This window comes from Streptomyces sp. NPDC001351 (assembly GCF_042896045.1).
GTDB lineage: Bacteria > Actinomycetota > Actinomycetes > Streptomycetales > Streptomycetaceae > Streptomyces.
The window spans coordinates 210,442-223,005 of record NZ_JBIAWS010000002.1; the positions used below are offsets into that span (position 1 = coordinate 210,442).

Annotated in this window: 14 protein-coding genes and 1 tRNA gene; 12 read left to right on the forward strand and 3 right to left on the reverse strand. The window is 69.1% G+C overall.

Annotated elements, in window-relative coordinates; translation table 11 throughout:
* Positions 1-231: 231 nt before the first annotated feature.
* A complete protein-coding gene (locus tag ACFY1U_RS06545; protein ID WP_390693024.1) occupies positions 232-1,287 on the forward strand; it encodes a UDP-N-acetylmuramate dehydrogenase in 1,056 nt (351 codons plus the stop codon).
* 78 nt (positions 1,288-1,365) lie between these two features.
* Here the strand turns inward: ACFY1U_RS06545 and ACFY1U_RS06550 are convergent, their stop codons facing one another.
* Entirely contained in the window at positions 1,366-1,998 is a 633-nt protein-coding gene (locus ACFY1U_RS06550) for an NAD(P)-dependent oxidoreductase (RefSeq protein ID WP_390693025.1), read from the reverse strand.
* 103 nt (positions 1,999-2,101) lie between these two features.
* Here ACFY1U_RS06550 and ACFY1U_RS06555 point away from each other — a divergent pair, with 103 nt between their 5' ends.
* Both ACFY1U_RS06555 and ACFY1U_RS06560 read left to right on the forward strand, forming a co-directional pair.
* Positions 2,102-2,713, forward strand: coding sequence for a TetR/AcrR family transcriptional regulator (locus ACFY1U_RS06555; RefSeq protein WP_390693026.1), 612 nt, complete (start codon positions 2,102-2,104; stop codon positions 2,711-2,713).
* A 54-nt stretch (positions 2,714-2,767) separates the two neighbouring features.
* Positions 2,768-3,475: a hypothetical protein gene (locus ACFY1U_RS06560; RefSeq protein WP_390693658.1), complete on the forward strand. Its 708-nt coding sequence runs from the start codon at positions 2,768-2,770 to the stop codon at positions 3,473-3,475.
* Here the strand turns inward: ACFY1U_RS06560 and ACFY1U_RS06565 are convergent.
* Both ACFY1U_RS06565 and ACFY1U_RS06570 read right to left on the reverse strand, forming a co-directional pair.
* Complete coding sequence (locus ACFY1U_RS06565; RefSeq protein ID WP_390693027.1) at positions 3,420-4,460, reverse strand: adenosine deaminase; 1,041 nt, start codon at positions 4,458-4,460, stop codon at positions 3,420-3,422. The genes ACFY1U_RS06560 and ACFY1U_RS06565 overlap by 56 nt on opposite strands.
* Before the next feature lie 121 nt (positions 4,461-4,581).
* Positions 4,582-5,808 carry a pyridoxal phosphate-dependent aminotransferase gene (locus tag ACFY1U_RS06570; RefSeq protein ID WP_390693028.1) on the reverse strand — a complete coding sequence of 409 codons (1,227 nt, stop codon included), beginning with the start codon at positions 5,806-5,808 and terminating at the stop codon, positions 4,582-4,584.
* A gap of 283 nt (positions 5,809-6,091) precedes the next feature.
* Here ACFY1U_RS06570 and ACFY1U_RS06575 point away from each other — a divergent pair.
* From ACFY1U_RS06575 to rplL, 9 genes are all read left to right on the forward strand, one after another.
* Positions 6,092-6,164 (forward strand) — tRNA-Trp (locus tag ACFY1U_RS06575).
* A 108-nt stretch (positions 6,165-6,272) separates the two neighbouring features.
* On the forward strand, positions 6,273-6,560 hold the full coding sequence (secE, locus tag ACFY1U_RS06580; RefSeq protein ID WP_115906468.1) for a preprotein translocase subunit SecE: 288 nt from the start codon (positions 6,273-6,275) through the stop codon (positions 6,558-6,560).
* 80 nt (positions 6,561-6,640) lie between these two features.
* Positions 6,641-7,480, forward strand: coding sequence for a transcription termination/antitermination protein NusG (gene nusG, locus ACFY1U_RS06585; RefSeq protein WP_390693029.1), 840 nt, complete (start codon positions 6,641-6,643; stop codon positions 7,478-7,480).
* Positions 7,481-7,648: 168 nt separating this feature from the next.
* A complete protein-coding gene (gene rplK, locus ACFY1U_RS06590) occupies positions 7,649-8,083 on the forward strand; it encodes a 50S ribosomal protein L11 (protein WP_037858373.1) in 435 nt (144 codons plus the stop codon).
* A 79-nt stretch (positions 8,084-8,162) separates the two neighbouring features.
* Positions 8,163-8,888 (forward strand): 50S ribosomal protein L1, encoded by a 726-nt coding sequence (gene rplA, locus ACFY1U_RS06595; RefSeq protein ID WP_115906465.1) that lies wholly within the window; start codon positions 8,163-8,165, stop codon positions 8,886-8,888.
* Between the two features lie 140 nt (positions 8,889-9,028).
* Positions 9,029-9,961: a hypothetical protein gene (locus ACFY1U_RS06600; protein ID WP_390693030.1), complete on the forward strand. Its 933-nt coding sequence runs from the start codon at positions 9,029-9,031 to the stop codon at positions 9,959-9,961.
* Between the two features lie 110 nt (positions 9,962-10,071).
* Positions 10,072-10,926: a DUF1396 domain-containing protein gene (locus tag ACFY1U_RS06605; protein ID WP_390693031.1), complete on the forward strand. Its 855-nt coding sequence runs from the start codon at positions 10,072-10,074 to the stop codon at positions 10,924-10,926.
* A gap of 278 nt (positions 10,927-11,204) precedes the next feature.
* Positions 11,205-11,735 (forward strand): 50S ribosomal protein L10, encoded by a 531-nt coding sequence (gene rplJ, locus ACFY1U_RS06610; RefSeq protein WP_390693032.1) that lies wholly within the window; start codon positions 11,205-11,207, stop codon positions 11,733-11,735.
* A gap of 122 nt (positions 11,736-11,857) precedes the next feature.
* A complete protein-coding gene (gene rplL, locus ACFY1U_RS06615) occupies positions 11,858-12,244 on the forward strand; it encodes a 50S ribosomal protein L7/L12 (protein ID WP_115906461.1) in 387 nt (128 codons plus the stop codon).
* The last annotated feature ends 320 nt before the right edge of the window (positions 12,245-12,564 follow it).

Genomic DNA, 12,564 nt, shown 5'->3' on the forward strand with positions numbered 1-12,564 from the left:
CGGGGGGGGTTGGGGGGGGGGGGGGGGGGCCCCCCCCCCCCCCCCCCCCCCCACCCCCCCCCCCCCCCCCCCCCCCCCCCCCCCCCCCCCCCCCCCCCCCCCCCCCCCCCCGACACGGCCCCGCCCCACCCACCGAACCCCAGGCGCTACCCCCACCCCCACCGAAGCCGCACAGGCGCCGCAGGCATCCGCGCCCAAGCCCCCCACCCCCCGTCTCGTACCCTTGAGCCCGTGCAGGAACGACACGATGCCCCCCTCGCCCCGCTGACCACCTTCCGGCTGGGCGGTCCCGCGACCCGTCTGATCACCGCCACCACCGACGCCGAGGTGATCGCAGCGGTCCGCGAGGCCGACGACACCGGCACCCCGCTCCTGCTGATCGGCGGCGGTTCGAACCTGGTCATCGGCGACAAGGGCTTCGCCGGCACCGCACTCGTCATCGCCACCAAGGGCTTCGACCTCGACGGCACCCGCCTGGAACTCGCCGCCGGCGAGGTGTGGACCGACGCCGTCGCCCGCACCGTCGAGGCGGGGCTCGCCGGCATCGAGTGCCTGGCCGGCATCCCGGGCTCGGCCGGCGCGACCCCCATCCAGAACGTCGGCGCGTACGGCCAGGAGGTCTCCTCGACCATCACCGAGGTGATCGCCTACGACCGCCACACCCGCGAAACGGTCACCGTCCCGAACGCCGACTGCGCCTTCTCGTACCGCCACAGCCGCTTCAAGGCCGACCCCGAGCGCTACATCGTCCTGCGCGTCCGCTTCGAACTCGAGGGCGCCGACGGCCTCTCCGGCCCCATCAAGTACGCCGAGACGGCTCGCGCCCTCGGCGTCGAGCCCGGCGACCGCGTCCCCCTCGCAGCGGCCCGCGAGGCCGTCCTCAAGCTGCGCTCCGGCAAGGGCATGGTCCTGGACCCCGAGGACCACGACACCTGGTCCGCCGGTTCCTTCTTCACCAACCCGATCCTCACCGACGCCCAGTTCGCCGCCTTCCACGCGCGCGTGCGGGAACGACTCGGCGACGGCGTGGAGCCCCCCGCCTACCCGGCGGGCGAAGGCCACACCAAGACCTCCGCGGCCTGGCTGATCGACAAGGCGGGCTTCACCAAGGGCTACGGCACGGGCCCCGCCCGCATCTCCACCAAGCACACCCTCGCCCTCACCAACTGCGGCGACGCCACCACGGAGGACCTGCTCGCACTCGCCCGTGAGGTCGTCACCGGCGTCCGCGAGGCTTTCGGGATCACCCTGGTCAACGAGCCGGTGACGGTCGGCGTCAGCCTGTAGCGCCAGGCCGGCCTGTGGGGACGGCCAGGGGGCGCGGTGCGTACGCCTCTGGTACGCCCAGGGGCGCGGGGCATACCCCTAGTACGCCAGCCCCACCCCCTGCTTCACCGTCCCCTCGTCGTCGATCATCGCCAGCATGGCGTGCGCGACGTCTGCGCGTGCGATGAAGCGGCCCTTGCGCGGGAAGCCGCCGACGACGGTGCGATAGCGGCCGGTGAGCGGCTTGTTCTGCAGGCGCGGTGGCCGTACGGACGTCCAGTCCGTGCCGCTGCGGGCCAGCTCGGCTTCCATGCCGCGCAGGTCGGCGTAGACGTCCTTCAGGGCGGCAGACACCAGACCGCGCATCGCACGGTCGAGCGCGCCGTCGCCCTCGGCGGCGGGGCCGACGGGACTGGCGCTGACCACGAGCAGCCGTCGTACGCGCTCGGCCTCCATGGCGCGCAGGACCGTACGGGTCAACCGGGTGGCGACCCCGGCGTCCTTGCGGCTGCGCGCGCCGAGGCCGGAGAGGACGGCGTCCCGGCCACTGACGGCGGCACGCAACTCCTCGGGGTCGGTGAGGTCGGCGCGGAAGACCTCCAGTGCGTCCCCCGTGACGTCGAGCCGGGCCGGATCGCGGACCACGGCGGTCACTCGGTGGCCGGCGCCGAGGGCCTGACGCACGATCTCCCGGCCGATGCCGCCGGTGGCGCCGAAAACGGTGAGGTTCATGAGTGCTCCCGTACTCGGGACTGGTGGGTGAGTGTTCACTCACCCCTGCTTCTCCTAGAGTGGGTAATCACTCACTCACCCGTCAAGCCCGATTGGACGTCCCATGGAGCCGAAGCCGGCGCGTGTCCGCATCCTCGACGCCGCCCACGAGCTCATGCTCACCGTCGGACTCGCCCGCACCACCACCAAGGAGATCGCCCGAGCGGCCGGCTGTTCCGAAGCGGCCCTCTACAAGTACTTCGACAGCAAGGAGGAGCTGTTCGTGCGCGTGCTCGCCGAGCGGCTGCCGCGGCTCACGCCCCTCCTGGCCAGTCTCGCCGCCGAACCGGGACAGGGCACCCTGGAGGCAAACCTCACCGGGATCGCCCGCCAGGCCGCGCTCTTCTACGAGCAGAGCTTCCCGATCGCCGCCTCCCTGTACGCCGAGCCCCAGCTCAAACGACGCCACGACGACGCCCTGCGCACGCTCGGCGCCGGCCCGCACCGGCCCATCCAGGACCTGGACGCCTACCTGCGAGCCGAACAGGCCCTCGGCCGCGTCCGCGCCGACGCCGACACCTTCGCCGCGGCCTCCCTGCTGCTGGGCGCCTGCGCACAGCGCGCGTTCGCCTACGACATGACCGGCACCGGGGAGCGGCCGCCGCTCGACGCGTTCGCCGCACGGCTCGCGAGGACGCTGCTGGGCGGAATCTCCGTTGCGCCCACGCGCGCGTGAACCTCACGCTGGGTGCATGACAAGCAGCCGGACAGCCGCCCCGTGGAACACCCAATGCGGCTGAGGCTGCGCAAGTTCCGGCCCCGCACCGGACCACACGCATACCGGGTCGTCCAGCCCCGGCACACGTTGCGGCACACCTCCTTGCGCGCCCCCGACCCCATCGGCCTGCTGCTCGGCGACCACGACGGACTGAGCCGGCTGGCGGGTCTGTTCTCCTTCGCCGCCTGCTCCCCGCACACCGTCGTCCATGTGCCGCTGCGTGACGGCGTACCGCCCGACGAGGGCGTCGGCGAGCTGGTCGACCTCGTCCTGGTCCACCGCGGCCTCGGCCTGCGCGCCGGCCAGTGGCCCGCACTGCGGCGCAGGCTGCGGCAGGGCACCCCGCTCACCGTTCGCACCGACGAGGCGCGCACCGCGCGGGACGCCGCCGCCTGGCGTGCACGCCAGGAGCGGACCGGTTTCCAGGACGAGCTGAGGCACGCCACGCACGCGCGTACGGTCTTCTTCTTCGGTGGGCGGGACCTGTTCGCCGACACCGCCGTCCGGCTCGCCCACGCGGCGGGCCGCGGGCCACATCACAAGGGTGTCGGCGAGGGGCGCATGGCGTACATAGGATCGATCTTCCCCCTGGTCGACCCACCCGGCGGCGGACATCCGACCGAGGTGATGATCGGCTTCAAGGCATATCCGCCCTACGCCCACTTCAGGCCGCCGGGCGCGCCAGCCACTCGTCCACGCCGGCCAGCAGCCGTGCCCTGACGTCCTGGGGGGCGGCCGAGGCCCGGACCGACTGGCGGGCCAGCTCGGCGAGTTCGGCGTCCGAGAAACCGTGGGCCTGTCGGGCGATCTCGTACTGTGCGGCCAGCCGGGAACCGAACAGAAGCGGGTCGTCGGCGCCCAGCGCCATCGCGACTCCGGCGTCGTACAGCGTCCGCAGCGGAACGTCCTCGGGCTTCTCGTACACGCCCAGAGCCACGTTCGAAGCGGGGCAGACCTCACAGGTCACCCCCCGCTCGGCGAGCCGCCTCAGCAGCCGCGGGTCCTCCGCGGCCCGCACCCCGTGCCCGATCCGGTCCGCCTCCAGGTCGTCGAGACAGTCCCGTACCGACGCAGGACCCGTCAGCTCGCCGCCGTGCGGCGCCGACAGCAGCCCACCCTCACGGGCGATCGCGAACGCCCGGTCGAAGTCCCTTGCCATGCCCCGGCGCTCGTCGTTGGACAGCCCGAAGCCGACCACACCCCGGTCCGCGTACCGCACCGCCAGCCGGGCCAGCGTCCGCGCGTCCAGGGGATGCTTCATACGGTTCGCGGCGACCAGCACCCGCATCCCGAGCCCGGTCTCCCGCGAGGTCGTCTCCACCGCGTCCAGGATGATCTCCAGTGCCGGGATCAGACCGCCCAGACGGGGCGCGTACGAGGTCGGGTCGACCTGGATCTCCAGCCACCCCGAGCCGTCCTTCAGATCCTCCTCGGCGGCCTCCCGCACCAGCCGCTGGATGTCCTCGGGCTCCCTCAGGCACGAGCGCGCTGCGTCGTACAGCCGCTGGAAGCGGAACCAGCCCCGCTCGTCCGTCGCCCGCAGCCTCGGCGGCTCCCCGCTGGTCAGCGCCTCGGTCAGGGCTTCGGGCAGTCGCACACCGTACTTGTCGGCCAGCTCCAGCACGGTGGTGGGCCGCATCGACCCGGTGAAGTGCAGATGCAGATGGGCCTTCGGCAGCTCAGAGACATCACGTACACGCTCCATTCGAGGATCCTGCCGTACGCCCCAGCCGTCCCGGAAGCGGATTCCCCGTACGTGGTCTTGCTCGCACGAAAAAACGGACCCCCTCGCACGAGGGGGTCCGCATCCGCTCGGTCCGCACAGGTCAGTCCTGTGCCTCCGCCAGCAGCTTCTGGATCCGACTGACACCCTCGACGAGATCCTCGTCACCCAGGGCGTACGACAGCCGCAGATAGCCCGGCGTACCGAAGGCCTCGCCCGGGACGACCGCGACCTCGGCCTCCTCCAGGATCAGCGCGGCCAACTCCACGGTGTCCTGCGGCCGCTTGCCGCGGATCTCCTTGCCGAGCAGGCCCTTGACCGACGGGTACGCGTAGAACGCACCCTCGGGCTCCGGGCAGACCACGCCGTCGATCTCGTTCAGCATCCGCACGATGGTCTTGCGGCGGCGGTCGAAGGCCTCCCGCATCTTCGCGACGGCGTCCAGGTCCCCGGAGACGGCGGCCAGCGCCGCGACCTGGGCGACGTTCGACACGTTCGACGTGGCGTGCGACTGCAGGTTGGTCGCGGCCTTGACCACGTCCTTCGGGCCGATGACCCAGCCCACGCGCCAGCCGGTCATGGCGTACGTCTTCGCGACACCGTTGACCACGATGCACTTGTCGCGCAGCTCGGGCAGCAGCGCGGGCAGGGACACGGACACCGCGTCGCCGTACACCAGGTGCTCGTAGATCTCGTCGGTCAGCACCCACAGGCCGTGCTCGACGGCCCACCGGCCGATCGCCTCGGTCTCGGCCTCGGAGTACACCGCGCCGGTCGGGTTGGACGGCGACACGAAGAGGACGACCTTGGTCTTCTCCGTGCGGGCGGCCTCGAGCTGCTCGACCGAGACGCGGTAGCCGGTGGTCTCATCCGCGACGACCTCCACCGGCACGCCACCCGCGAGACGGATCGACTCGGGGTACGTCGTCCAGTACGGCGCCGGGACGATGACCTCGTCGCCCGGGTCGAGGATCGCGGCGAAGGCCTCGTAGATGGCCTGCTTGCCGCCGTTGGTGACCAGGATCTGCGAGACGTCGGGCTCCCAGCCGGAGTCGCGCAGCGTCTTCGCGGCGATCGCGGCCTTCAGCTCGGGCAGGCCGCCGGCCGGCGTGTACCGGTGGTACTTCGGGTTCTTGCAGGCCTCGACGGCGGCCTCGACGATGTAGTCCGGGGTCGGGAAGTCGGGCTCACCGGCGCCGAAGCCGATCACCGGACGCCCGGCGGCCTTGAGGGCCTTGGCCTTGGCGTCCACGGCGAGGGTGGCGGACTCGGAGATCGCGCCGACTCGGGCGGAGACCCGGCGCTCGGTGGGAGGGGTTGCAGCGCTCATGGGGCCCATCGTTTCAGACCGGAAACGACCCCGGCACGCGGGTTTCACAGACTGAACATCTGTGGGTCGACCACTGAACACCTGTCCGGAATGAGCCGGTGGCCTGGGTGATCTTCCACCGGTTTTCCGGCGATCTTCCTCCGCCAAGCCCCCTACGGGCGCTTTCTGTTCGACGATGCGCTCCGGACCACGTACACTCTCACCTCGTTGGCCATCAGCAGCCGCGCCGCGAGCGGTGCACACCGAGCACCCGGTCGGATGCGGTACGTTGGGGGACATACAAAGGGTCGTAGCTCAATTGGTAGAGCACCGGTCTCCAAAACCGGCGGTTGGGGGTTCAAGTCCCTCCGGCCCTGCTACACACACCTTCGCCAGGATGTGTGCGCATGTACGTACAGCAATGCAACGCCGTGCGGCTCAGACCGGGCGCGGCACGGCCACGACCCGGGAACAGGTGAGGACGAATGGCGGACGCCGTGGGCTCCATCGACACGCCTGATGCCCAGGACGAGGCGCAGGAGTCGAAGAAGAAGGCCCGCAAGGGCGGTAAGCGGGCCAAGAAGGGCCCGTTCAAGAGGCTTGCCCTCTTCTACCGCCAGGTCATCGCCGAACTCCGCAAGGTCGTCTGGCCTACGCGCAACCAGCTGACGTCGTACACCACCGTGGTGATCTTCTTCGTCGCCGTCATGATCGCCCTGGTGACCGTGATTGACTATGGGCTCAACCACGCGGCCAAGTACGTCTTCGGCTGAGCCGAGAGCGAAGGGCGCCGAGGTACCCGGCGCCCCTTTCGCATGTTCCACCCCTATGTATCCAGGAAGAAGCAGCCACCGTGTCTGACACGAACCTGAACGACGACGCCATCGAGCCGGACGAGTCCGTGGACGACGAGCTCGACATCGTCGAGGGCGCGGACGAGCAGGACGAGTTCGAGGCTGCCGAGGCCGAGGCGGGCGAGCCGGCCGAGGAGGCCGCCCTGCAGGTCGTGGACGAGGACGAGACCGCCGACGACGAGACCGCCGAGGAAGAGATCGCGGAGGAGGAGTCCGAGCCGGTCGACCCGGTCGAGGCCCTCCGCGAGGAACTGCGCACCCTGCCCGGCGAGTGGTACGTCATCCACACCTACGCCGGTTACGAGAACCGCGTGAAGACCAACCTGGAGCAGCGCGCCGTCTCGCTGAACGTCGAGGACTACATCTTCCAGGCCGAGGTGCCGCAGGAAGAGGTCGTCCAGATCAAGAACGGCGACCGCAAGACGATCAAGCAGAACAAGCTCCCGGGCTATGTCCTCGTCCGCATGGACCTGACGAACGAGTCCTGGGGTGTCGTCCGCAACACCCCCGGCGTCACCGGCTTCGTGGGCAACGCCTACGACCCGTACCCGCTGACCCTGGACGAGATCGTCAAGATGCTCGCCCCGGAGGCCGAGGAGAAGGCCGCCCGCGAGGCCGCCGAGGCCGAGGGCAAGCCCGCTCCGCAGCGCAAGGTCGAGGTCCAGGTGCTGGACTTCGAGGTGGGCGACTCGGTCACCGTCACCGACGGCCCGTTCGCCACGCTGCAGGCGACCATCAACGAGATCAACCCCGACTCGAAGAAGGTCAAGGGTCTGGTGGAGATCTTCGGCCGCGAGACGCCGGTCGAGCTTTCGTTCGACCAGATCCAGAAGAACTAGCAGCTTCTGGACGGACCGCTTCCGCGCAGGTCAGGCGGGCTCTCGTAGCCGGTCTGACCTGCTCGGTTTTTAGCCGCGCATCTATACCCGTTATCGTTGTGCGGTATGCCTTCATCCGGGACGCGACCCGGGCGGGGGCACGCCTCAATCGAAAGGACCCGGAGAGCAATGCCTCCCAAGAAGAAGAAGGTCACGGGGCTCATCAAGCTCCAGATCAACGCCGGTGCGGCGAACCCGGCTCCGCCGGTCGGCCCCGCGCTGGGCCAGCACGGCGTCAACATCATGGAGTTCTGCAAGGCGTACAACGCCGCGACCGAGTCGCAGCGTGGCTGGGTGATCCCGGTGGAGATCACGGTCTACGAGGACCGCTCCTTCACCTTCGTCACCAAGACGCCGCCGGCCGCCAAGATGATCCTCAAGGCCGCGGGTGTGGAGAAGGGCTCCGGCGAGCCGCACAAGACCAAGGTCGCCAAGATCACCGAGGCGCAGGTCCGCGAGATCGCCCAGACCAAGCTCCCCGACCTCAACGCCAACGACCTGGACGCCGCGTCGAAGATCATCGCCGGCACCGCCCGTTCCATGGGCATCACGGTCGAGGGCTGAGCCCCAATCCCCCAGCAGTAGAAGTGGCAGGGCCTGCTCGGCCCGCACCACGACTCCTCAAGAACACACAGGAGCAGTAGTGAGCAAGCGCAGCAAGTCTCTCCGCGCTGCGGACGCCAAGGTCGACCGGGAGAAGCTCTACGCCCCGCTCGAGGCCGTCCGTCTCGCCAAGGAGACCTCCACGACCAAGTTCGACGGCACCGTCGAGGTCGCCTTCCGTCTGGGTGTCGACCCGCGCAAGGCCGACCAGATGGTCCGTGGCACCGTGAACCTTCCGCACGGCACCGGTAAGACCGCCCGGGTCCTGGTCTTCGCGACCGGTGACCGTGCTGCGGCCGCGGAGGCCGCGGGCGCCGACATCGTCGGCTCCGACGAACTGATCGACGAGGTCTCGAAGGGCCGCCTGGACTTCGACGCCGTCGTCGCCACCCCGGACCTCATGGGCAAGGTCGGCCGCCTCGGCCGCGTGCTCGGTCCCCGTGGTCTCATGCCGAACCCCAAGACCGGCACCGTGACCCCGGACGTGGCGAAGGCCGTCAACGACATCAAGGGCGGCAAGATCGAGTTCCGCGTCGACAAGCACTCGAACCTGCACTTCATCATCGGCAAGGTGTCGTTCGACGACAGCAAGCTGGTGGAGAACTACGGCGCCGCGCTGGAGGAGATCCTCCGTCTCAAGCCGTCCGCCGCCAAGGGTCGCTACATCAAGAAGGCCGCGATCAGCACCACGATCGGCCCCGGCATTCCGGTCGACCCGAACCGCACCCGCAACCTCCTCGTCGAGGAGGACCCGGCCGCCGTCTGATCCTGACGGCAGTCGCGCGTACGCGTTTTTCCCACGGGCCCCGCACCCTCACTGGTGCGGGGCTCGTCCCTTTTCCCGGACGGGTGTCAGTGCTCTGCGTTAGCGTGCAGGCACAGCAATCGTTCAGGGGCGGGGGACCGATGAAGAGCACGACCGTGCGCCGGATGGGCCTTACGATCGCAGCGGTGACCGCGCTGTCGGGCGTGGCCGCCTGCAGCTCCTCGGACTCCTCAGGCAAGGGCGAGGGGGCCTCCGGCAAGGGGGCGACGCACGTCAGCCTCATAGCGGCCCTGCGCACCGCCGAGAGGTCCACCGACGGCGCCGACTCGGCGAAGGTCGAGTCCACGACCACCATGGGCTCCCTGATGTCCATGACGGGCGACGGCGCTCTGGGCTGGGCGGACGGCCTCACCGGCAACATGACCATCACGTACACCGGTGGCACCATCGCGGACACCATGCGCCGGCTCGGTACCACGTCGATGGCGGCCCGCTATCTGCCCGACGCCTTCTACGCGAAGATGGGCGACACGTTCGCCGGGCAGGCGGGCGGCAAGCACTGGATCCGGTACGGCTACGCGGACCTCGCCAAGCTCGGCGGCAGCTCCGGCGCGTACCTCAAGGACCAGATGCAGAACACGACCCCCAACCAGTCGGTGAAGCTGCTGCTGGCCTCCGGCGACGTCAGGAAGGTCGGCACGGAGAAAGTGCGTGGCGTCGACACCACGCACTACTCGGGCACGGTGGACGTCGCCGACCTCGCCCGCAAGAACTCCAACCTCACCGCGAGCCAGCTCGCCGGCCTGAAGAAGCAGCTCACCCAGGCCGGCGTCAGCACGGAGTCCGTCGACATCTGGGTCAACGGCCAGAACCTCCTGGTCAAGAAGGTCGAGAAGGGCCGCATGTCGGCCGGCGAGTACACCCAGACCGCGTACTACAGCGACTACGGCGTGAAGGTCTCCGCCACCGAGCCGCCCGCGAGCGACACCGAGGACTTCAAGCAGCTGATCAAGAAGCAGGGCTGGACACCGGGCAGCAGCGACACGGCCAGCGGATCCGGCAGCAGCTCCTGAGACCGGCGGAGCTGCTGATGTCCGAGGGAATACGGAAGACTCCTGCAGCCTGCTGAGGTTAGGCTCGCCTCCGTACTGTGTATCGGCCATGCACTCCATGGGGGGAATCAATGGGAACTTCCGTACGGGTTTCAGCGCGCCGTAAAGCGACGGGAGCAGGGCTCGCAGCCCTGCTGCTCGCCGGGGGAGCGGTCGGCTGTCAGAAGGGCGACTCCGCCGAGTCGCCCGCGATGACACCGGCGGCGGCCGTCGCCAAGGCGGCGAAGAACAGCGAGGACATCAAGTCCGCGCATTACAGGATGACGGGCCAGGTCCCGGGGGCGGGCCGGATTTCCGCCGAGGCGGCGGTGAGCATCAAGCCGCTGGCCATGAGCATGAAAATGACCGCCCAGAACCAGGCGACCAAGGGTCCGGTCGAGATCCGCCTCGTCGGCAAGGCCATGTACATAGGCGGGAACACCGCCATGGCCAAGGAGATGGACGGCAAGAGCTGGATCAAGCTCGACATGTCCGCACTCGGCGGCAAGGGGCTGAACCCGGATCAGCTGGGCGCCGGCCAGGCCGACCAGAACCCGGCCGCCAACTCCACCTTCCTCACGGGCTCCAAGAACGTGAAGAAGGTCGGCACCGAGACCGTCGGCGGCGTGAAGACCACCCACTACGAGGGCAAGGTCACCGTCGACGACCTCAAGGCCTCGTTCAAGGACAAGGACAAGACCGTCCGGGAACAGCGCGAGAAGAGCCTCGAACAGTTCGAGAAGATGGGCGTCGACTCGTTCACCATGGATGCGTGGATCGACGGCGACGACCACACCAAGCAGTTCCGGATGCGCGGCCAGGCCGACAAGGGCCCGCTCGACATGACGATCACCTTCCTCGACATCAACCAGCCGGTGAAGGTCACCGCCCCTCCGGCCAAGGAGACGGCCGACCTCGCCGAGATGCTGAAGGGCGCCCAGAGCTGAGCCGTAGAACCGGATTTGCTTGACAGCGATCCGTTCACGTACCCTCCTGGAGAAGCCAAAGACCGCTGGTCGTTGCCGTGCGCTCCTGGAGGGTGCGGTGGCCGAAGGATCCGCTGTACCGCGGACGACCCGCGCAGGTGACTGTGGAAGTGCTCCCGGAGCTCGCAGCTGGCGCTGTGATCGTCCGGTCGAGCTACGCCCCGTGCGCCTGCGCCGGGGCGTTTCGTTTGCCAGCCCCTTCCGAGCGGTCGTCATCACCCGGAAGGAGGCCGACGCTCATGGCAAGGCCCGACAAGGCTGCCGCGGTAGCCGAGCTCACGGACCAGTTCCGCAGCTCGAACGCCGCCGTGCTGACCGAGTACCGGGGTCTCACCGTGGCGCAGCTCAAGACGCTGCGTCGTTCGCTCGGTGAGAACGCCCAGTACGCCGTGGTGAAGAACACGCTGACCAAGATTGCGGCCAACGAGGCCGGGATCAACACGCTCGACGACCTGTTCAACGGTCCGACGGCGGTCGCCTTCATCACCGGTGACCCGGTGGAGTCGGCGAAGGGTCTTCGTGACTTCGCCAAGGACAACCCGAACCTCGTCATCAAGGGCGGTGTCCTTGACGGCAAGGCGCTGTCCGCCGACGAGATCAAGAAGCTTGCGGACCTCGAGTCCCGCGAGGTTCTGCTCGCCAAGCTGGCGGGCGCCCTGAAGGGCAAGCAGACGCAGGCTGCACAGCTCTTCCAGGCGCTTCCGACGAAGCTCGTCCGCACCGTGGACGCCCTTCGCGCCAAGCAGGACGAGCAGGGCGGTGCCGAGTAACTCGGCTCGCATCATGATCGCCGCCTGAGGCAGTCCGCCTGAGGCAGCGGTCGTAGCGGGCCGAACGTACGCCCGCCAGACATGTACATCCGGCACCAGCCGAAATTAGTGGAAGGAAAGCCATCGTGGCTCTCACCCAGGACGAACTGCTCGCCGAGTTCGAGGGCATGACCCTCATCCAGCTCTCCGAGTTCGTGAAGGCGTTCGAGGAGAAGTTCGACGTCACCGCCGCTGCCGCGGCCGTCGTCGCCGCCGGCCCGGCGCAGGGTGGCCCGGCCGCCCCCGCCGAGGAGGAGAAGGACGAGTTCGACGTCATCCTCACCGGCGCCGGCGACAAGAAGATCCAGGTCATCAAGGTCGTGCGTGAGCTGACCTCGCTGGGCCTGAAGGAGGCCAAGGACCTCGTGGACGGCGCCCCGAAGCCCGTTCTCGAGAAGGTCGCCAAGGACGCCGCCGAGAAGGCCGCCGAGTCCCTCAAGGGCGCCGGCGCCTCCGTCGAGGTCAAGTAAGACCTCTCGGCTCCACAGGGCCTGTAACGCCTGAGCACTGAAGAGCGATCATCCATCCGGGTGGTCGCTCTTCGGCGTTCCTGAGCGTCGGGTGGTGGCTGCCTTGCACCCGCGGGTGTGCGGAGTATGGTGATCTTCGTCCTGCCTCCAAGCACCCCAGGTGGTATGTGGTTTGGGCCATGGGGGCCTTGACGAACCGCACGCAGCGCGCAATTCTCAGGACGCGTCGTCACAAGGATCCGAATCCGAGGCATGGATCGACGACGAAGAGGGCAGTATCAACTCGCATTGAGGGCGTGGGCTTGCCGCAGGTGTTGAGA